Here is an 18518-nt window from a genome sequence, read left to right on the forward strand (position 1 = left end):
CCGGCTATGTTAGCACAAGTCATAGTGAAAATGAGCAAACTCACCACGACAAGATCGCTTTTTGATGGCAAGATCGTTATAATCTGCCACCAATTCTATCGCTAATCAGGTATACCTTTATGTCTTCAACTTTACGTCCAAACGATCGCGCTGCGGATCAAGTTCGTCCTATTAAAATGACTCGTAACTACACCGCTTATGCTGAAGGGTCAGTCTTGGTGGAATTTGGCAACACCAAAGTATTGTGTAACGCCAGTGTTGAAGAAAAAGTACCAGGTTGGCTAAAAGGCCGTGGTAAAGGTTGGGTAACGGCTGAATACGGCATGTTGCCACGCGCGACTCACACTCGTAACCGTCGTGAAGCGGCAAGTGGTAAGCAAGGTGGACGCACGATGGAAATCCAACGTCTGATTGCGCGTAGCTTACGTGCAGTGGTGGACTTGGAAGTTCTTGGTGAGATGATGATCACGGTTGATTGTGATGTGATTCAAGCTGATGGCGGCACTCGTACCGCTTCTATTTCTGGCGCAAGTGTAGCACTGGCCGATGCGATTCAATCACTAATGGCTTCAGGTAAATTGAAGAAAAATCCAATGAAAGGCCATGTTGCGGCAGTTTCGGTTGGTATCTTGGGCGAAAATGCACTGTGTGATTTGGAATACGTGGAAGATTCAGCAGCCGATACCGATATGAACGTGGTGATGACGGAAGATGGCAAGATGATTGAAGTGCAAGGCACAGCAGAAGGCGAAGCGTTTTCTCGTGCAGAGTTAAACCAATTATTGGATTTAGCGGAAAAAGGCATTAACGATATTATCGCAGTGCAAAAAGCCACTCTGGCAGAATAGTTTGTTTTTATAGCTCCTCATTGAGGGGCTATTTTTTTGAGTACAGTTTGAGTCTGTTATGTTTATTACAGCTGAAATTGAAGATGAAACCCTCTAGGAACTAGAAAACTAGGGACTAGGAACCAAAATAGAGATTTATCCATGAAAGCATATCAACGTGAATTTATTGAATTTGCCTTAGAAAAAGAAGTATTAAAATTTGGTGAGTTTACTTTAAAGTCTGGCCGTACTAGCCCTTATTTCTTTAATGCCGGTTTGTTTAATACTGGCCGTGATTTAGCGCGTTTAGGTCGTTTTTATGCCGCAGCGTTAGCAGAGTCTGGCATTCAATTTGATGTGTTATTTGGCCCAGCTTACAAAGGCATTCCTATTGCAACTACCACTGCGGTTGCATTAGCCGATCACCATGATATCGACACGCCTTACTGCTTTAACCGTAAAGAAGCTAAAGATCACGGTGAAGGTGGCAACTTGGTGGGGAATCCCCTAGAAGGCCGCATTATGCTGGTGGACGATGTGATCACCGCAGGCACAGCCATTCGTGAGTCAATGGAAATCATCAAAGCTAATGGCGCAGACTTAGCGGGCGTATTGGTGGCGATTGATCGTCAAGAAAAAGGCAAAGGCGAGCTGTCGGCGATTCAAGAAGTAGAGCGTGATTTTGGTTGTGCGGTGATTTCTATCATTAGCCTTGGCGATTTAGTGACGTATCTTGAAGAGCAAGGCAACAGTGCCGAGCAGTTAGAGTCGGTTAAAGCTTACCGCGCTCAATACGGTATTTAGTCTATCTTTCAATTATTTCGACTATTTGGCTATTTAGCTAAACGGTAAAGTGATTATTAATATTTCAAACCCCGTCATTTCATTAGGAGTGGAGGGGTTTTTGTTTGTCGGAAGTACCGTTTTGAGTCCTAAGTTTTTAGAAGCGTATATTGAATCGACTTCTCTAAACTGTAAATAAAAATATACACAGTAATTTATCTGGCTTTTTGTGTGATATTTGACCCAATATGGCTGCTTTTTTGAATTGATAGGTCGATTTATCTGAGTTAAGTGGTAAATTGTCGTAAATTATTTTGGACGGTAAGTGTAAAAATGAGTAATTCAAAGGTTTTAGGCAGTACTTTGATTATTGCGGGCACCACGATCGGTGCAGGTATGCTAGCGCTTCCGATTGCATCTGCTGGTTTAGGTTTTATGACCTCGCTGGCGATCATGGTCGCAATGTGGGGCTTAATGGCGTATACCGCTCTGTTAATGTTGGAGCTGCATCAGCATGCGGATTTCGATGCGACCTTGCATACGCTAGCGAAACAATTCCTTGGTGATAAAGGAAAGTGGATCGCGACCTTTGCAATGCTGTTTTTGTTTTACGCGTTATGCGCAGCTTATATTGCTGGTGGTGGTGGTCAATTCAATGCCAAGTTGCATAACTGGTTCTCGCTGGATGTGTCTAATGGTGTGGGTACGTTAATCTTTACCGTCTTGATTGCTTCGATTGTGACTTTTGGCACTCAGTCGGTCGATCGGGTGAATCGTGTTTTGTTTACTTGTAAATTGATCGCGATGGCTGCGATGTTGTTCTTTTTAACGCCTAATATTCAAGCGGTTCACCTGGTGAATATGCCACTTGAGAAAGGGCTAATCATTGCGGCGCTTCCTGTTATTTTCACTTCTTTTGGTTTCCATGGCAGTATTCCTGCGGTGGTACGTTATTTAAAATTGGATATGAAAGCGCTGAAGAAGGTGATGGTTTTCGGATCTTTGCTTCCGTTGGTGGTTTATATTTTATGGCAATTGGCGACGTTAGGTGTGGTTGATCAAGCCACGCTCTCTCAAGCGACGGATGTCAGTTCTTTAGTCGGCACTTTGTCTCAAGTGATCCATAATTCAGTAATCTCTCAGATTGTTTCTGTGTTTGCCGATTTGGCGCTGATTACATCATTTTTAGGTGTGAGCTTAGGCTTGTTTGAGTTTTTAGGCGATAGCTTGAATAAGAGGCAAACCAAAGGTGGCCGTGTTGGTATCGCTTTAGTGACGTTTGTTCCACCATTGTGTTTTGCTTTGTTCTACCCACAAGGCTTTATTATGGCGTTAGGCTATGCGGCCATTGCGCTCGCCATTCTTGCTATCTTGTTACCTGTGGCTATGGTGATGAAAGCACGCGCTTTGCATCAAGATAAGCAAGCCTTTACTGTTTCAGGTGGTACACCAGCATTATTGCTGACGCTTGCTGCGGGTATTGTGATTATTGTGGTTCAGGTAATGATTAGCCTGGGTGTGCTACCGGCGATAGGGTAATAGTAAAACGATTGTAGTAACTCTTACTGGAATTAAGAACACAAAAAAACCACTGAACTTTCATTCAGTGGTTTTTGTATTTTAGAGCGGAGTTAAACGCTAATGTTTAGCGAGTACCGTAAACTACGATGGTTTTACCATGCGCAGAAATTAGGTTTTGCTCTTCTAGCATCTTTAAGATACGACCAACAGTTTCACGTGAACAGCCAACAATCTGACCAATCTCTTGACGAGTGATCTTGATTTGCATGCCATCTGGGTGAGTCATTGCATCTGGTTGTTTTGCTAGGTTTAGTAGCGTTTGAGCAATACGGCCAGTTACGTCTAAGAAAGCAAGATCGCCAACTTTTTGACTGGTAATTTGCAGGCGTTTTGCCATTTGCGCAGAAAGGCGCATTAAAATATCTGGGTTAACTTGGATAAGTTGGCGGAACTTCTTAAATGAAATCTCTGCTACTTCACAAGGAGATTTAGCGCGAACCCAAGCGGTACGCTCTTGATCTTCTTCAAATAAGCCTAATTCACCAATAAAGTCACCTTGGTTCAAGTAAGACAAGATCATCTCTTTGCCTTCTTCATCCTTGATTAATACAGCCACCGACCCTTTTACGATGTAATACAGTGTTTCTGCTTTTTCGCCAGCATGAATCAAAGTACTTTTTGATGGGTACTTATGGATGTGACAGTGCGATAGAAACCACTCTAATGTTGGGTCAGTTTGAGGTTTACCTAGAACCATAATTTGTTACTTCCTCTACAAGGCTTGCTCAGTTTTGAGTCATTCATCCTGAGACCGGCTAACTGGTCAAATAGAATAGGTGTTAATTGTTATAGCTGCAAGTTCTCTTACAGTCGCTTTTAAATACTACCTCTTTCTCATCACAATTTCTTGACTTTGATTAATGGATAAGCAGGTTTCATGGCATGAAAGTGTGCACAAACTCACAGTATAGAGAGTAATCGGCTTATTCTGATCAATGCTAGCCAATTTTCCCAGTTTCTATCAGTTGATGAAGAATTGGTTGAATGATCAGTTCCATTGCAAAACTCATTTTACCGCCCGGTACCACTAGGGTGTTATGACGAGACATAAACGAGCCTTCTATCATGGCCAGTAAATAAGGGTAATCGACATTCTTGATACCACGCAGCCGAATAACGACAAAACTTTCATCAAGGCTTGGAATGCCTTTAGCGTTCAAAGGGTTTGAAGTGTCTACCGTCGGAACTCGCTGGAAGTTGATATGGGTACGAGAGAACTGTGGTGTGATGTAATTTAAGTAATCGTCCATCGAGCGAACAATTGAATCCATTACAGCTTCTCGTGAATGACCACGATCGCGCGTGTCACGAACAAATTTCTGAATCCATTCTAAGTTTACAATTGGCACCATGCCAATCAGAAAATCGACATGCTTAGAGACATTGACATCATCATCAACCACACCACCATGAAGACCTTCATAGAATAAAACGTCGGTGTTTTCGGCTAGATCCTGCCACGGAGTAAATGTGCCTGGCATTTGGTTGTAAGGTACGGCTTCATCAAAGCTATGAAGATAACGGCGCACTTTACCGGCACCATCTTGCCCATACTTTTTGAAGAAGTCAGCAAGAGCCGGAAAATCATTGGCTTCAGGACCAAAATAGCTGATGTGCTTGCCTTGTTCTTTGGCTTTGCGGATAGCGACATCCATTTCGGGGCGCGTGTAGCGATGAAAGCTATCCCCTTCAACCCAAGATGCTTTGATATTCATCATATTGAACATTTTTCTAAAGGTTTCAGAGGTGGTAGTGGTACCCGCACCAGAAGAACCTGTTACTGCAATAATGGGATGCTTTGCCGACATGATAATCCTTTATTCAGACTTCGATAATGAAGTCCAGTGTAGGGGAATGTGAAGAAATAATAAATAGCGATGAAAATGTGTGGTGATGAATATCTACATCTTCATCGATTTATAATAGGGCTATTTCAGTTCATTTATCGCTTTAATATCAACGCTTTCGTGCAACTCAGAGAAGACAATAGCAATGCTTCCTGCTTGGAGTTGAGCTTTGACTTGTTTGATTTTGGTTTCAAGAGAGGTTTCTTGCATGCCGTAATCGGTACCTTCACGTAAAATGAACTCTTTGATGAGGTTTTCTAGGGTATCGGGATCGATTTGTTGCCAAGGAATAATCATAAATACTGCTGTGATTAGAAGTGAATAAAGAAACTAAGGATGAGTTGTTGTGGAATAAAAGTGCTCACACAAATGTTTGGCGTTTTGTTTTAAACAATATTGATGGCTCATCGGTACGCCTGCTTGTGGCGTAAGTGTGAGTTGATTTAAACAAGTCACCAAGTCAGATTGTTGTTGCCGTTCCAATTGAAGTTCAAATTGGAGGGATTCCCTGTATAGAGTATCGGGCAAATGTGGTTTGGCTTTACGACGGTAATAACGAAATTGATGCAATAAGCTTTCGGTGCGTTCAATGGCAACTTCCAATTGAACCCACTGATCTTCAGAGAAAGCTAGCTGATGTTCATCGAGCCATTTTAATAACAGAATTAAATTTACATTACCTTGATGGTGATTTTGCAGGTGTAAACACGCCTCTTTTGTGTCACGCACGCTGTAATGCTGCAAACTGAATTGCCATAAGCGTTCTAATGTGAGGGGGAGGGGCGAGTATTGATTCATATTATTGGTTAAATGATTCCAGTTCTTCCTGCAATGCCATCCATTCCATTTCAACCTCTTCAAGTTGAGATTTGCGGCTAGCTTGAATGTTTAATACTTCTGTTAGTTTAGCTTTATTTTCGTCTTGATAGAGTGATATATCACCTAATTGCAGTTCTGCATCGGCAAGCTCTGCGCCTAGTGTGTCCATTTTTGCTTCAAGTTGTGTCAGTTTCTTGCGAATTGGTGCGGTTTGTTTGCGCAATTCGGCTTCTATGCGTTTTTGCTCTTTGCGAGCTATTGCGCTATTGGTACTTGGGGTGGTATCGGCTTCACCTTGCGCGTCTTTTCTGTCTTGTTTTTGCTGATCGGTCAGCCATTTATAATAATCGGTTAAGTCACCATCGAATGGGGCGACTTGTTGTGAGTCGACCAAGTATAAATCATCGGTAGTGGCGCGCAGTAAATAACGGTCATGACTGACGATAACCATGGCACCTTCAAAGGTTTGTAGTGCCATGGTGAGTGCTTGACGCATATCTAAATCAAGGTGGTTGGTTGGCTCATCGAGTAGCAATAGGTTTGGTTTTTGCCATACGACTAACGCTAGAACTAAACGTGCTTTTTCGCCACCTGAAAATGGTGCGACTTTGTCGAGCGCTTTTTCACCAACAAAGCCAAAACTGCCGAGGTAATCACGTAATTGTTGCTCTGTGTGATTTGGAGCAATTTGCATCATGTGCTGCAACGGCGTTTCTTCTGGGTGCAAGGTTTCTAATTGGTGTTGAGCAAAATAACCAATTTTCACCCCTTGTGAATAGGTGAGGTCACCACTTTGCGGATTTAGCTCACCTGAAAGCAATTTAATTAAAGTAGATTTACCTGCGCCATTTCGACCCAGTAATCCAATGCGGCTGCCAGGTACTAAATTAAGTCGAATCTGTTTAAGGATGAGGTTGTCGCCATAGCCTGCTGAAACTTCATCCATCATCATGATGGGATTAGGCAGAGCAGACGGTTCACGAAATTCAAAACTGAATGGGTTGTCAAACTGAGCAGGCAACACTTTTTCCATTTTCTCTAGCGCTTTAATACGGCTTTGAGCCTGACGAGCTTTAGAGGCTTTATAGCGAAAACGGTCAATGTAGCTTTGCATATGCGACATTTGCTTCTGCTGCTTGCTGTACATGGCTTGCTGTTGCATGAGCTTTTGGGCGCGCTGCACTTCAAACGAGGAGTAGTTACCGGTGTATTCGTTGAGTAGCTGATTTTCTACATGGATAATACGCCCAACGATAGGGTCGAGAAAATCTCGGTCGTGCGAAATTAAGATCAGAGTACCTGGGTAGTTTTGTAACCACTTTTCTAGCCATAATACGGCGTCTAAATCTAAGTGGTTGGTCGGTTCATCGAGTAGTAATAAATCGGAGCGACATAGCAGTGCTTGTGCTAAGTTTAAACGCATACGCCACCCGCCAGAAAATTGAGTCAAACTCCATTGCATTTGTTCTTGGCTAAACCCTAAGCCATTTAATAGCTCCGCGGCGCGTGCCTTGATGGTATAGCCGCCTACGGTTTCAATCTTTCCATGCAGTTCGGCAACCAAAGTGCCGTTGTCGGCTAATTCTGCATTGGCTAAGTCTTGCTCAAGTTGGCGATATTCACGGTCGCCATCGATCACGTATTCTAATGCAGCTCGATCTAATGCTGGGGTTTCTTGTGCTACCCATGCTAACTCCCAATGAGACGGCATTTGAAAGTTGCCAGCATCAATTGAGAGTTCATTTTTCAGTAAAGCAAATAGGGTGGATTTACCACAGCCATTCTTTCCAACCAGTCCGACCTTGTCACCCGGATGTATGGTCGCTGAAGCTTGTTCTAGTAAAGGTTTTCCACCACGAAGCAATTGAATATCTGAAAATGTAATCATAGGATTCTTAATTAAGGTTTTACGTCTGAAAAGCGAAGCCGAGAGTGTAATAGTTCGCCTCGAATAGTAGGGGTTTCAAGGATAAATGTCGATCATTAAACGATTTACGATATGATGAATTTACGTGATAAAGTGTTGAAGCTCGTTATTAATAATCATCGGCTTGTTGAGGTGGTTATACTTTATATAACGATGAGCCTAATTTTGAAGTACAGATGTCGTGGGAGTCAGGATGGCAGAGAACAATCTACAACAAGAACTAAACCATTCAGCAGAGGCGGCCTTGCCTCGTATTTTGGTTATTTACGCACACCCCGATCCAGATAATTCTGTTGCTAATAAAGTTTTAATTAAAGCCATAAAAGATTTACCGCATGTGACGGTTCATGATCTTTATGCGGCTTACCCTGATTTTTTTATTGATGTGGCAGCAGAGCATCGTTTGCTTCTTGAGCATGATTTGATTGTATTTCAGCATCCTATGTTTATGTATTCATGCCCTGCGCTGATGAAAGAATGGATGGATACTGTGTTAGGCAAAGGCTTTGCTTTTGGTAAAGGTCGAGCATTGCAAGGTAAGTCTTGGCGTAGCGTTATTACAACTGGTGGCCAAAAAGAAGCGTTCTCTGCAAGAGGATATAACCAATACCCTTTGGAACAGATTTTGAAACCATTTGAGTTGACAGCCAAATTATGTCAGATGAATTGGGTTGAACCTTTAGTGCTGTATTGGGCACGAAATATAGAACAGGCGGAGCGTGTTCAACATGCACAAGCGTATCGTCAATGGCTGATGAGTCCATTTTAGCCGCCTAAGTAGGGAGTAGTACATGGCATCAACAATTGATTTTTTACAAAGTGGGGTGGTGTTTTTAGCGGCAGCGGTGATCGCTGTACCACTTGCACAGCGTTTTGGGCTGGGCTCAGTTTTAGGGTATTTATTGGCCGGTATCGTGATTGGACCATGGGGGCTTGGGCTGATCAGTGATGTGGACAGCGTGATGCATTTCTCCGAACTTGGAGTGGTGTTGTTGCTGTTTTTGATTGGCTTGGAATTAAATCCGAAAAAACTATGGCAAATGCGCGTGCCGATATTAGGTTTAGGTGGCGCTCAAGTGGTGGTCACCACGTTAATTATTTCAGCCATTGCCAATTGGTTTGGTATTAGTTGGCAAAATAGTTTAGTGATCGGTATGGGGCTTGCTTTGTCTTCAACGGCGATAGCGTTAAGGGTGATCGAAGAACAAGGATTAGCCGGCACTGAAACTGGGCAATCAGGCTTTGCCGTTTTGCTGTTTCAAGATATTGCGGTTATTCCAATGTTAGCTGTTTTGCCATTGCTGGCGGGGAATGTCGGCGGCGATTGGTTGGACGCTGTGTGGATGATCGGCGGTGTGGTTGCCTTGTTAGTCGGTGGTCATTATTTATTACGTCCGATTTTTCGTTATGTGGTGATGAGCCGCGTACGTGAGCTTTTTACCGTTGCCGCGTTATTGTTGGTGATAGGCATATCCGTCATCATGGAAAAATTAGGGCTGTCGATGGCGTTAGGTACATTTTTGGCTGGGGTATTATTGGCCGAAAGTGAATATCGCCACGAGTTAGAAAGTGCTATTGAACCCTTCAAAGGTTTATTGCTCGGTTTATTCTTTATGTCAGTTGGCATGGCAGTGAACTTAGATTTATTGACTCATTACCCTCTTAAAATCTTTGCTGCTGTGATTGCTTTAGTCACCATCAAAGGCCTGATTTTGTATACCTTAGCGCGTTTAATGGGGACAAGAGCAAAAGCACGAAGTCGAATGGCCGCCATTTTGAGCCAAGGTGGTGAATTTGCGTTTGTTTTATTTACAGCCGCAACTGGACACGGTTTGCTAGGCGCGCAAGTGAGTTCGTTCTTATTGGTGGTCGTGAGCTTGTCTATGATGACCACTCCGCTGTTGCTATTGGCGCAAGAAAAATGGTTTAACCGCACTATTAATGTGACTGACAACATGCAATCTGATGTCGTAAACGAAGAGCCTCGTGTCATCATTGCTGGGTTTGGTCGTTTCGGACAAGTCGTCGGACGTTTGCTGTATGCGAATAAGATCAGAATCACGGTATTGGAAAGTGATGCCAGTCAAATTCAATTATTAAGGAAGTTTGGCTATAAAGTGTATTACGGTGATGCAACGCAACTTGATTTGTTGAGAGCGGCAGGAGCAGAGCAAGCGGAAGCGATAGCCATTTGTACCGATTCACCCGATGAAGTATTAAAAATTGCTGAATTGTGTAAACAACACTTCCCTAACTTGAAGGTGTTAGCTCGTGCTCGAAGCCGAGTAGAGGCTTACCAGTTACTGAATATAGGTGTAACTTTATTCTCTAGAGAAACCTTTTTAGGTGCGTTGGATTTGGGCCGCCAAGTGTTGACTCAATTGGGGATGCATCCTCATCAAGCAAAACGAGCAGAAGCGCATTTCCGAAAACTGGATACGACTATGCTCAAAGAACTATTGCCTTTACACATGGAAGATAAAGACATGGGAATAAGAGCGAAGGAAGCACGCAAAGATTTGGAAGAAATTTTTGATCGTGAAATGGAAAGCGAACGTCAAACCCAAAACCATTGGGATTAACCAAACTAAAGAGAAATGGAATTGGTATGAAAACCAAAAAGCGATTTATTGCAGGGGCCAGTTGCCCTATGTGCAAGCAAGCTGACAGTTTAAGAGTCTGGGAAGAAAACCAGATTGAAGTGGTCGAGTGCGTTGAATGCGATTATGTTGAGCAAAAAACGCCAGAAAAAGTAGAGAAAAGTCCACGTGCATCCGAGCAAATGATTGGTATTTTCAAACCGGATTAATTATTTGATTTACCTAAAATAATGGTAGGTATGAATAAAGATAAATAAAATATTCATGGTAGAACAATTGAAATTTGCCGTGCTTATCCCCATTATCTTGCACATAGAGATTAAGTGCTCACTCATTCTCCACACTTAATCTGAATTTGGAGCGAATATGAAAATTGAAAAGAACGTTGTAGTTAGCTTGGCATACCAAGTAAAAGTAGAAGATGGTGTTGTGGTTGATCAGTCAACTGTAGAAGCGCCACTTGATTACTTGCATGGTCACAACAACCTAATTACAGGTTTGGAAAATGAGCTAGTAGGAAAAACTGCGGGCGATAAATTCACAGCAACCATTGCTCCAGAAGATGCGTATGGTGAGCACAGCGATGAATTGGTACAACGTGTACCTGCTGATGTTTTCCACGGTGTTGAGCAAATTGAAGTAGGCATGCGCTTCCTAGCCGATACAGATCAAGGTCAAATCCCAGTTGAAATCACTGAAGTTGATGGTGATGAAGTCGTTGTAGATGGTAACCACATGCTTGCAGGTCAAACGTTAACGTTTGATGTTGAAGTTGTCGCGGTACGTGCTGCAACAGAAGAAGAAATTGCACATGGTCACGTGCACCAAGCGGGTGGACATCATGGCCATGATCACGATCATGAGCACGATGGTGATTGCTGTGGGCATGACCACTAAGCACTCGTGATTTGATGATGAAGTGGTGAGGAAATCACTGCTTTGATATATCAGATATAAAAAAACGTCAGCCTATTAGGTTGACGTTTTTTATTGCCGATAAGATTTAATAATGTGGAGGCGGTGTTTCTTCTGAGGCATCGGCTAAGTTAGAGCCATCTAAGTTTTTTACTTTACCCACCACAAATTTCATCTGATCTTGCATGAGGGAGATTTGAAGTTGCTGTTGGCTTAACGCATCATTCAAGTCATTAATCGTTTGTTCTTGAAAAGCAACTTGACACTCAAGATCATTAATACGTTGTTGCAGTTCGAGCTCAAGATTATCTGAAGTCATTGGGTTCACTTTTATAATTAAGAGAGTTAAGGATTAACGCAATATTGACCCACATTATACCTGAATATTTAACCACTGTAGATCCCTACGTCATCGGTGCTTCGATGAATAACGTCAATATTTAATGTAATAAAGAGCAATAAATCGTTAATTTCTATGAAATAGAAGGAACTTTGCAAAAAAAACACGGTCTTCTAACACAGGTTTAATATAACAACGTGATAATACGGCAACTTTATAATATGCGACCACCCACTAAGTAATTGTTTTATAAGTGGGGTATAACGCTAAAGTTGCATAGAGTAGGGGTTATATTTTTTGTGGGTTATTTTTATACTCATAACAAATACTCTCTCGACTAGGGCTCAAGGCGCTAGTATATTGCTACAACAATTTTTATAAATCATAACGATGGTTCGCCATCATGCTGGAGAATTTAATGAAACCGATTTTTAAAGTATCGCTGTTAGCAGCAACTGTACTACTCGCTGTAGGCTGTCAAAAAGAAGAGTCAAAAGATGCACAAACGGCTGCTCCAACTGAGCAAGCTCAATCTGCAGCATCGGCAACTACTCAGTATAAAACAGATGATGAAAAAGCAGCATATGCAATCGGCGTATCTTTTGCTAACTACTTAAATACAAGCATCGAAAAACCAGCTGAAATTGGCATTAACCTTGATAAAGATATCGTATTGAAAGGTATTGAAGATGTGTTCTCTGATAAGTCAGGTATGACTGAAGAAGAAACTGCTAAAGTGCTTCAAGGCCTAGATAAGCGTGTATCTGAGAAGATGCAAGCTCAAGCCGCTGAAAAATCAGCAGCAAGCAAAAAAGCAGGTGATGAATTCCGTGCTAACTTTGAAAAAGAAGATGGCGTGAAGAAAACAGAATCTGGCATTCTTTACAAAGTTGAAAAAGAAGGCACAGGCGCGACACCAAAAGCAACGGATACAGTGGTTGTTAACTACGAAGGTAAGTTAGTTGACGGTACTAAGTTTGACAGTTCTTACGATCGTAAAGAACCAGCAACGTTCCCACTTAACCGTGTGATTCCTGGTTGGACTGAAGCTGTTCAATTAATGAAAGTGGGCTCTAAATACCAAGTTGTTATCCCGCCAGAATTAGCTTACGGTGAGCAAGATACACCAACGATTCCAGCAAACTCAACATTAGTCTTTGAAATTGAACTAATGTCTGTGAAAGCAGAGCAAGCACCAGCTGCCGCACAATAAGTTTCTATTTAATGGCGAACACGCTGTAAAATAGCAAAAGGCTCATCTTTATGGTGAGCCTTTTTAATGTCGACTACTTCTAATAAACGCCCCCAAAAATTGTTCTGAATCATCATATTGAAGTTACGCTAATATCTAATTCAAATTTTCTGATAAACTTACCTTAATTTGTTTATATGTTACTTGAATATGAGCCGTAAATATCCCAAGAGGTGTGTGTGAATAATTCTGAAATTGCCCATTCTGAGACGTTACTAGAGATGGAATCGGTTTATGTAAAACCGTTCTCGGAACACGACAAGATCATCTTGAACTCCTATGAAGCGGTGGTGGATGGTTTAGCGAGCCTGATTGGTAATTATTGTGAAATCGTTTTGCATTCTTTAGAAGATCTGAATACTTCAGCGATAAAAATTGCCAATGGAGAAAACACGGGCCGCCAAGTAGGATCACCGATCACCGATTTAGCTTTGAAAATGCTTAAAGACATCGAAGGATCACAGCGCAACTTTTCACGATCTTACTTTACTCGAGCCAAAGGTGGTGTGTTGATGAAGTCGATCACTATTGCGATTCGTAACGGTGAGCAACGCGTTATTGGTTTATTGTGTATCAACATCAATTTGGATGCGCCATTTTCTCAGGTATTACATGCCTTCATGCCCACAGCAGAAGCAGAAGAAGCGGCGTCTTCTGTCAACTTTGCTAGCGATGTTGAAGAGCTGGTGGATCAAACGGTAGAAAGAACCATCGAAGAGATCAATGCAGATAAATCGGTCTCGAATAATACCAAGAACCGCCAGATTGTGATGGATCTGTATGATAAAGGTATTTTTGATATCAAAGATGCGATTAATCGTGTTGCGGATCGTTTAAACATCTCTAAGCACACGGTTTATCTGTATATTCGTCAACGAAAAGTGGAGGATGGTGAAAAGTGAGTGCAGAACATCGCCCGCTAACCTACACCCTGATTGTCAATGGCTCAGTGTATGGCAGTCAATCCGCCAAAAACGCATATCTTTTTGCATGTGCTTTAATAGAAAAAGGACACCGTTTAGTGAGCGTGTTTTTTTATCAAGATGGAGTGCATAACGCTTCCAAACTGACACTTCCTGCTAACGATGAATTCGACTTGACTAAAGCATGGCAACAATTATCCCAGCAACACCATGTTAAGCTAGAGTCTTGTGTTGCAGCCTCGTTACGTCGTGGTATCGTTGATTCACATGAAGCTAAGTTACATAACTTGGAATCGGATAACACTGCCTTAGGCTTCGAGTTAGCCGGATTAGGTGGGTTAGCAGAAGCCATGTTACTTCAAGATAGAGTGGTGCAATTTTAATGCGAATAGGTTTTGTTTTTCGCTCGTTTCCGCATTCGAGTGCAAAAGGGCGAGAAGGGTTAGATGCATTATTAGCCGCTTCAGCATTTTGTGATGATATTGACGTCTTTTTTATTGGTGATGGTGTGACTCAATTATGCTCAAACCAAGATCCTAAACAGGTGCTATCTCGTGATTATATCGCTGCATTCAAATTGCTTGATTTGTACGATATCGAAAATGTGTTTGTGTGCAAACAATCCTTGTTAGAGTTTTCATTGGAGGCGAGTTCATTGGTTATTACTAGCCAAGCTCTTTCAGTGGAAGAGATACGATCTCGTCTTCATCAATGCGATAAAATCGTGACATTTTAATCGGATCAGAAGGTTCAAGTTTATGCTCCACATCATTAAAACGATCGATGCCATTGAAGATTCCCTCCTGTTTAGCCATCTAGACGATCAGTTTATTTTAGTTGAAGATGCGGTTTATGGATTAATTAGCCAAAAAGTGCTCAATGGACCAATAAAAGATCACCTTGATCATTGTTATGCATTGGCGCAAGATGTCCAAGCAAGAGGGCTGGATGTTCAATCAATATTTAAATCTCAACTTGTTGATTTTGATGCGTTTGTCGGTTTGACGGAAATGCATATTCAAACAATGACGTGGGAATAACCCGCATTATTTATGAAGTTTAATGACAACGTTAATAAAAAAGCTCGCCTCATGATTGTATATTTCTTGACACACTCCCCTTTGATGCATAAAATTTTGCGTCCCTATTTCTCGCTATGTGTAAATGTAGAGAGTCGATAGGGTTAGATTTTTCACAAGCTTATTTTCGTAAATCAGGAGCTATTTAATGGCAACTATTAACCAGTTGGTACGCAAGCCACGTGCAAAGCAAGTTGTTAAAAGCAACGTGCCTGCGCTAGAAGCGTGTCCACAAAAACGTGGTGTATGTACTCGCGTATATACTACTACTCCAAAAAAACCGAACTCAGCATTACGTAAAGTATGTCGTGTTCGTCTAACTAACGGCTTTGAAGTTACTTCATACATCGGCGGTGAAGGTCATAACCTTCAAGAGCACAGTGTTGTTCTTATCCGTGGTGGTCGTGTTAAAGATTTACCAGGTGTGCGTTACCACACCGTTCGCGGTGCACTTGACTGTGCTGGCGTTAACGACCGTAAACAAGGTCGTTCTAAGTATGGTGTTAAACGTCCTAAGTCTTAATGTCTATTTTGTAAAAAATAAACGTTAAGTAAGGCCAAACACTAAAATAATTGTATTTTGAAAAAACTGAAAAGTTTTGGATAACCTGAAGAAGACAACGGAGAAACATCCATGCCACGTCGTCGCGTAATAGGCCAGCGTAAGATCCTTCCAGATCCTAAATTCAAATCTGAATTGCTGGCGAAATTTGTAAACATCCTTATGGTTGATGGTAAGAAATCAACTGCAGAAAAAATTGTTTACACTGCATTAGATACAATGGCTGAGAAATCTGGTAAAGATCACTTAGCTGTATTCGAAGAAGCTCTTGAAAATGTTCGTCCAGCGGTAGAAGTTAAATCTCGCCGTGTGGGTGGTTCAACTTACCAAGTGCCTGTAGAAGTTCGTCCGGTTCGCCGTAACGCACTTGCTATGCGCTGGATGGTTGAAGCTGCGCGTAAGCGTGGTGAAAAATCTATGGCAATGCGTCTAGCTGCTGAAATGCTTGATGCGTCAGAAAACAAAGGTACTGCTGTTAAGAAACGTGAAGACGTTCACCGTATGGCAGACGCGAACAAAGCGTTCGCACACTACCGTTGGTAATAGACTCTTTGTTTACAAAGAGGCAGCGATAGTTATACCTACTGTGCTGCGAGTTTTTCTCGCAGCACTTTTTTGCTATTTCAAGCTATGTAAAATTTGATTTAGTATCACCATCAAAAGCTACGGCTTAAGATTTTGATGCCCATTTCTATAGATATTGTGCTACTTCTAGCCAGTCATTTATCGAAATTGGTATTAGTTAAGAGGATGCAACAGTGGCTCGTAAGACTCCTATAGAGCGTTACCGTAATATTGGTATTTGTGCGCACGTAGATGCGGGTAAAACAACCACAACTGAGCGTATTCTGTTCTATACCGGCCTTTCTCATAAAATTGGTGAAGTGCATGATGGTGCCGCCACCATGGATTGGATGGAACAGGAGCAAGAGCGTGGTATTACTATCACCTCTGCTGCAACGACGACTTTTTGGCGCGGTATGGAAGCGCAATTTGAAGATCATCGCATCAACATCATTGATACCCCAGGACACGTAGACTTCACTATCGAAGTTGAGCGTTCATTACGTGTACTTGATGGCGCAGTCGTTGTTTTTTGTGGTTCATCAGGCGTTGAGCCTCAATCTGAAACTGTATGGCGTCAAGCGGATAAATATCACGTGCCGCGTATGGTATTCGTGAATAAAATGGACCGTACCGGTGCTGATTTCTTCCGTGTTATCGACCAAATTAAAAATCGTCTTGGTGCAAATCCAGTTCCTATTCAGTTGAATATTGGCGCTGAAGAAGATTTTAAAGGGGTGGTTGACCTTATCAAGATGAAAGCGATTAACTGGAATGATGCCGACCAAGGGATGACCTTTACCTATGAAGAGATTCCGGCAGACATGCAAGAACTGGCCGAAGAATGGCGCAGTAACTTGATTGAAGCCGCTGCGGAAGCCTCTGAAGAGTTAATGGATAAATACCTTGAAGGTGAAGAGTTAACTGAAGCGGAAATCAAACAAGCGCTTCGTACTCGCACATTGAATAATGAAATTGTTTTAGCTACATGTGGTTCAGCCTTTAAAAATAAAGGTGTTCAAGCTGCATTAGATGCGGTTATCGATTACTTACCATCGCCAGTTGATGTACCTGCTATCAAGGGTATTGATGACGATGAAAATGAAGTCGAACGTCATGCCGATGATAATGAACCTTTTGCTGCTTTGGCATTTAAAATTGCGACCGACCCATTTGTGGGTACTTTGACCTTTATGCGCGTGTATTCAGGTGTCGTGAATACTGGTGATACGGTTTACAACTCAGTGAAGCAAAAGCGCGAGCGTTTGGGTCGTATTGTGCAAATGCACTCGAATAAGCGTGAAGAAATCAAGCAAGTTCACGCTGGTGATATCGCCGCAGCAATTGGTTTGAAAGATGTGACGACGGGTGACACGTTATGTGATCAAAACCATAAAGTCATTCTTGAACGCATGGAATTCCCTGAGCCTGTTATTCAAATTGCAGTAGAACCTCGCTCACAGGCCGATCAAGATAAGATGGGCATCGCGTTGGGTAAATTAGCAGCTGAAGATCCATCATTCCGTGTTGAATCGGACGATGAAACAGGTCAAACACTGATTTCTGGTATGGGTGAGTTACATTTAGATATTATCGTCGATCGTATGAAGCGTGAATTCAGCGTTGATTGTAATGTGGGTAAGCCTCAAGTGGCTTATCGTGAAACCATTCGTGGTAAAACAGAAATTGAAGGTAAATTTATCCGTCAATCAGGTGGTCGTGGTCAATATGGTCACGTATGGCTGAAACTTGAGCCATCAGAACCTGGTGAGGGATTTGTATTTGTTGACGAAATCGTGGGTGGTGCTGTTCCTCGTGAATACATCAGTTCAGTAGCGAAAGGTATTGAAGAGCAAATGAATAATGGTGTGCTTGCTGGTTATCCTGTATTGGATGTCAAAGCGACTTTATTTGATGGCTCGTATCATGATGTCGACTCAAATGAGATGGCGTTTAAAATTGCTGGCTCAATGGCTTTCAAGAACGGTGCTCTACAAGCACAACCTGTGCTTTTAGAACCAATGATGAAAGTTGAAGTAACTACCCCTGAAGATTGGATGGGGGATGTGGTTGGTGATCTTAATCGTCGCCGCGGCATTATTGAAGGAATGGACGAAGGTCATGCTGGCTTGAAAATTATTCGAGCTCAGGTTCCGTTGTCTGTGATGTTTGGTTACGCAACCGACTTACGTTCTGCTACTCAAGGTCGTGCTTCATACTCAATGGAATTCTCAGAGTATGCTGAAGTACCTAAAAATGTTGCAGAAGCAATTATTGCAGAACGTGGTTAATAAACTTTATTAAGCATTAGTTTGATGAACCAAGCGTTTGTTAACCATTTCGGTTGCTAAACAATTGGCTGATTAAGTAACGAATCTATTGCGTTGATGAAAGTTGACGCATAAAATAGCAAATTCTGGCGCGTTTTGGTGAAAACTTATCAAAGCGAATCATAACTAGGAAGGAACACGATTGTGTCTAAAGAAAAATTTGAACGTA

General features: G+C 42.1%; 21 protein-coding genes. 15 read left to right on the forward strand and 6 right to left on the reverse strand.

Features of this window, described 5'->3' with window-relative positions:
- Positions 1-119: 119 nt before the first annotated feature.
- The 3 genes from rph to A1QC_RS01030 all read left to right on the forward strand — a co-directional run bounded on the left by rph (position 120) and on the right by A1QC_RS01030 (position 3149).
- Complete coding sequence (rph, locus tag A1QC_RS01020; RefSeq protein WP_017025413.1) at positions 120-848, forward strand: ribonuclease PH; 729 nt, start codon at positions 120-122, stop codon at positions 846-848.
- A 141-nt stretch (positions 849-989) separates the two neighbouring features.
- On the forward strand, positions 990-1631 hold the full coding sequence (gene pyrE / locus A1QC_RS01025; RefSeq protein ID WP_017025414.1) for an orotate phosphoribosyltransferase: 642 nt from the start codon (positions 990-992) through the stop codon (positions 1629-1631).
- Positions 1632-1943: 312 nt separating this feature from the next.
- On the forward strand, positions 1944-3149 hold the full coding sequence (locus tag A1QC_RS01030) for an aromatic amino acid transport family protein (protein ID WP_017025415.1): 1206 nt from the start codon (positions 1944-1946) through the stop codon (positions 3147-3149).
- A gap of 106 nt (positions 3150-3255) precedes the next feature.
- Here the strand turns inward: A1QC_RS01030 and crp are convergent, their stop codons facing one another.
- From crp to A1QC_RS01055, 5 genes are all read right to left on the reverse strand, one after another.
- On the reverse strand, positions 3256-3888 hold the full coding sequence (gene crp / locus A1QC_RS01035; protein WP_017025416.1) for a cAMP-activated global transcriptional regulator CRP: 633 nt from the start codon (positions 3886-3888) through the stop codon (positions 3256-3258).
- Between the two features lie 241 nt (positions 3889-4129).
- Entirely contained in the window at positions 4130-4999 is an 870-nt protein-coding gene (locus A1QC_RS01040; RefSeq protein ID WP_017025417.1) for a phosphoribulokinase, read from the reverse strand.
- 120 nt (positions 5000-5119) lie between these two features.
- Positions 5120-5335, reverse strand: a complete 216-nt coding sequence (locus A1QC_RS01045) for a YheU family protein (protein ID WP_017025418.1) — start codon at positions 5333-5335, stop codon at positions 5120-5122.
- Positions 5336-5368: 33 nt separating this feature from the next.
- Positions 5369-5836, reverse strand: coding sequence for a TIGR02444 family protein (locus tag A1QC_RS01050; protein WP_017025419.1), 468 nt, complete (start codon positions 5834-5836; stop codon positions 5369-5371).
- Position 5837: 1 nt separating this feature from the next.
- Positions 5838-7745, reverse strand: a complete 1908-nt coding sequence (locus A1QC_RS01055) for an ABC transporter ATP-binding protein (RefSeq protein ID WP_017025420.1) — start codon at positions 7743-7745, stop codon at positions 5838-5840.
- A 232-nt stretch (positions 7746-7977) separates the two neighbouring features.
- Between A1QC_RS01055 and kefG the strand changes: the two genes are divergently transcribed.
- The 4 genes from kefG (at position 7978) to slyD (ending at position 11281) form a co-directional block, all read left to right on the forward strand.
- Complete coding sequence (gene kefG / locus A1QC_RS01060) at positions 7978-8553, forward strand: glutathione-regulated potassium-efflux system ancillary protein KefG (protein ID WP_017025421.1); 576 nt, start codon at positions 7978-7980, stop codon at positions 8551-8553.
- 22 nt (positions 8554-8575) lie between these two features.
- Positions 8576-10366 carry a glutathione-regulated potassium-efflux system protein KefB gene (kefB, locus tag A1QC_RS01065; RefSeq protein ID WP_017025422.1) on the forward strand — a complete coding sequence of 597 codons (1791 nt, stop codon included), beginning with the start codon at positions 8576-8578 and terminating at the stop codon, positions 10364-10366.
- Between the two features lie 26 nt (positions 10367-10392).
- The gene (locus A1QC_RS01070) at positions 10393-10593 is read left to right on the forward strand and encodes a YheV family putative zinc ribbon protein (RefSeq protein WP_017025423.1); all 201 of its coding nucleotides are present in this window, start codon (positions 10393-10395) and stop codon (positions 10591-10593) included.
- Positions 10594-10750: 157 nt separating this feature from the next.
- A complete protein-coding gene (gene slyD, locus A1QC_RS01075) occupies positions 10751-11281 on the forward strand; it encodes a peptidylprolyl isomerase (RefSeq protein ID WP_017025424.1) in 531 nt (176 codons plus the stop codon).
- Between the two features lie 106 nt (positions 11282-11387).
- On the opposite strand, the gene A1QC_RS01080 is transcribed toward slyD, so the two are convergent.
- Positions 11388-11618 carry a SlyX family protein gene (locus A1QC_RS01080; RefSeq protein ID WP_017025425.1) on the reverse strand — a complete coding sequence of 77 codons (231 nt, stop codon included), beginning with the start codon at positions 11616-11618 and terminating at the stop codon, positions 11388-11390.
- 439 nt (positions 11619-12057) lie between these two features.
- On the opposite strand from A1QC_RS01080, the gene fkpA reads away from it, so the two are divergent.
- The 8 genes from fkpA to fusA all read left to right on the forward strand — a co-directional run bounded on the left by fkpA (position 12058) and on the right by fusA (position 18310).
- Positions 12058-12852 carry an FKBP-type peptidyl-prolyl cis-trans isomerase gene (gene fkpA, locus A1QC_RS01085; RefSeq protein WP_017025426.1) on the forward strand — a complete coding sequence of 265 codons (795 nt, stop codon included), beginning with the start codon at positions 12058-12060 and terminating at the stop codon, positions 12850-12852.
- A 260-nt stretch (positions 12853-13112) separates the two neighbouring features.
- Positions 13113-13793 (forward strand): helix-turn-helix transcriptional regulator, encoded by a 681-nt coding sequence (locus A1QC_RS01090; RefSeq protein WP_050990328.1) that lies wholly within the window; start codon positions 13113-13115, stop codon positions 13791-13793.
- Positions 13790-14197, forward strand: coding sequence for a sulfurtransferase complex subunit TusD (gene tusD, locus A1QC_RS01095; protein ID WP_017025428.1), 408 nt, complete (start codon positions 13790-13792; stop codon positions 14195-14197). Before A1QC_RS01090 ends, tusD begins: the two co-directional genes overlap by 4 nt.
- On the forward strand, positions 14197-14550 hold the full coding sequence (tusC, locus tag A1QC_RS01100) for a sulfurtransferase complex subunit TusC (RefSeq protein WP_017025429.1): 354 nt from the start codon (positions 14197-14199) through the stop codon (positions 14548-14550). The genes tusD and tusC overlap by 1 nt, the downstream gene beginning before the upstream one ends.
- 22 nt (positions 14551-14572) lie before the next feature.
- Positions 14573-14854: a sulfurtransferase complex subunit TusB gene (gene tusB, locus A1QC_RS01105; protein ID WP_017025430.1), complete on the forward strand. Its 282-nt coding sequence runs from the start codon at positions 14573-14575 to the stop codon at positions 14852-14854.
- Between the two features lie 187 nt (positions 14855-15041).
- Positions 15042-15416, forward strand: a complete 375-nt coding sequence (rpsL, locus tag A1QC_RS01110) for a 30S ribosomal protein S12 (RefSeq protein ID WP_004399892.1) — start codon at positions 15042-15044, stop codon at positions 15414-15416.
- 111 nt (positions 15417-15527) lie between these two features.
- The gene (gene rpsG, locus A1QC_RS01115; RefSeq protein ID WP_017025431.1) at positions 15528-15998 is read left to right on the forward strand and encodes a 30S ribosomal protein S7; all 471 of its coding nucleotides are present in this window, start codon (positions 15528-15530) and stop codon (positions 15996-15998) included.
- 215 nt (positions 15999-16213) lie between these two features.
- The gene (gene fusA / locus A1QC_RS01120; RefSeq protein WP_017025432.1) at positions 16214-18310 is read left to right on the forward strand and encodes an elongation factor G; all 2097 of its coding nucleotides are present in this window, start codon (positions 16214-16216) and stop codon (positions 18308-18310) included.
- The last annotated feature ends 208 nt before the right edge of the window (positions 18311-18518 follow it).

It is taken from the genome of Vibrio rumoiensis 1S-45 (assembly GCF_000286955.2).
Taxonomy (GTDB): Bacteria; Pseudomonadota; Gammaproteobacteria; order Enterobacterales; family Vibrionaceae; genus Vibrio; species Vibrio rumoiensis_A.

Excerpts from the sequence above, each read along its gene's own strand:
- A1QC_RS01050 (WP_017025419.1), bottom strand. The coding sequence starts at position 5,836 with ATGAATCAATACTCGCCCCTCCCCCTCACATTAGAACGCTTATGGCAA.
- A1QC_RS01080 (WP_017025425.1), bottom strand. The coding sequence starts at position 11,618 with ATGACTTCAGATAATCTTGAGCTCGAACTGCAACAACGTATTAATGAT.
- fkpA (WP_017025426.1), top strand. The coding sequence starts at position 12,058 with ATGAAACCGATTTTTAAAGTATCGCTGTTAGCAGCAACTGTACTACTC.
- rpsG (WP_017025431.1), top strand. The coding sequence starts at position 15,528 with ATGCCACGTCGTCGCGTAATAGGCCAGCGTAAGATCCTTCCAGATCCT.
- tusB (WP_017025430.1), top strand. The coding sequence starts at position 14,573 with ATGCTCCACATCATTAAAACGATCGATGCCATTGAAGATTCCCTCCTG.
- rph (WP_017025413.1), top strand. The coding sequence starts at position 120 with ATGTCTTCAACTTTACGTCCAAACGATCGCGCTGCGGATCAAGTTCGT.
- slyD (WP_017025424.1), top strand. The coding sequence starts at position 10,751 with ATGAAAATTGAAAAGAACGTTGTAGTTAGCTTGGCATACCAAGTAAAA.
- tusC (WP_017025429.1), top strand. The coding sequence starts at position 14,197 with ATGCGAATAGGTTTTGTTTTTCGCTCGTTTCCGCATTCGAGTGCAAAA.
- A1QC_RS01030 (WP_017025415.1), top strand. The coding sequence starts at position 1,944 with ATGAGTAATTCAAAGGTTTTAGGCAGTACTTTGATTATTGCGGGCACC.
- kefB (WP_017025422.1), top strand. The coding sequence starts at position 8,576 with ATGGCATCAACAATTGATTTTTTACAAAGTGGGGTGGTGTTTTTAGCG.
- A1QC_RS01040 (WP_017025417.1), bottom strand. The coding sequence starts at position 4,999 with ATGTCGGCAAAGCATCCCATTATTGCAGTAACAGGTTCTTCTGGTGCG.
- crp (WP_017025416.1), bottom strand. The coding sequence starts at position 3,888 with ATGGTTCTAGGTAAACCTCAAACTGACCCAACATTAGAGTGGTTTCTA.
- A1QC_RS01055 (WP_017025420.1), bottom strand. The coding sequence starts at position 7,745 with ATGATTACATTTTCAGATATTCAATTGCTTCGTGGTGGAAAACCTTTA.
- rpsL (WP_004399892.1), top strand. The coding sequence starts at position 15,042 with ATGGCAACTATTAACCAGTTGGTACGCAAGCCACGTGCAAAGCAAGTT.
- A1QC_RS01070 (WP_017025423.1), top strand. The coding sequence starts at position 10,393 with ATGAAAACCAAAAAGCGATTTATTGCAGGGGCCAGTTGCCCTATGTGC.
- A1QC_RS01090 (WP_050990328.1), top strand. The coding sequence starts at position 13,113 with ATGGAATCGGTTTATGTAAAACCGTTCTCGGAACACGACAAGATCATC.
- A1QC_RS01045 (WP_017025418.1), bottom strand. The coding sequence starts at position 5,335 with ATGATTATTCCTTGGCAACAAATCGATCCCGATACCCTAGAAAACCTC.
- kefG (WP_017025421.1), top strand. The coding sequence starts at position 7,978 with ATGGCAGAGAACAATCTACAACAAGAACTAAACCATTCAGCAGAGGCG.
- pyrE (WP_017025414.1), top strand. The coding sequence starts at position 990 with ATGAAAGCATATCAACGTGAATTTATTGAATTTGCCTTAGAAAAAGAA.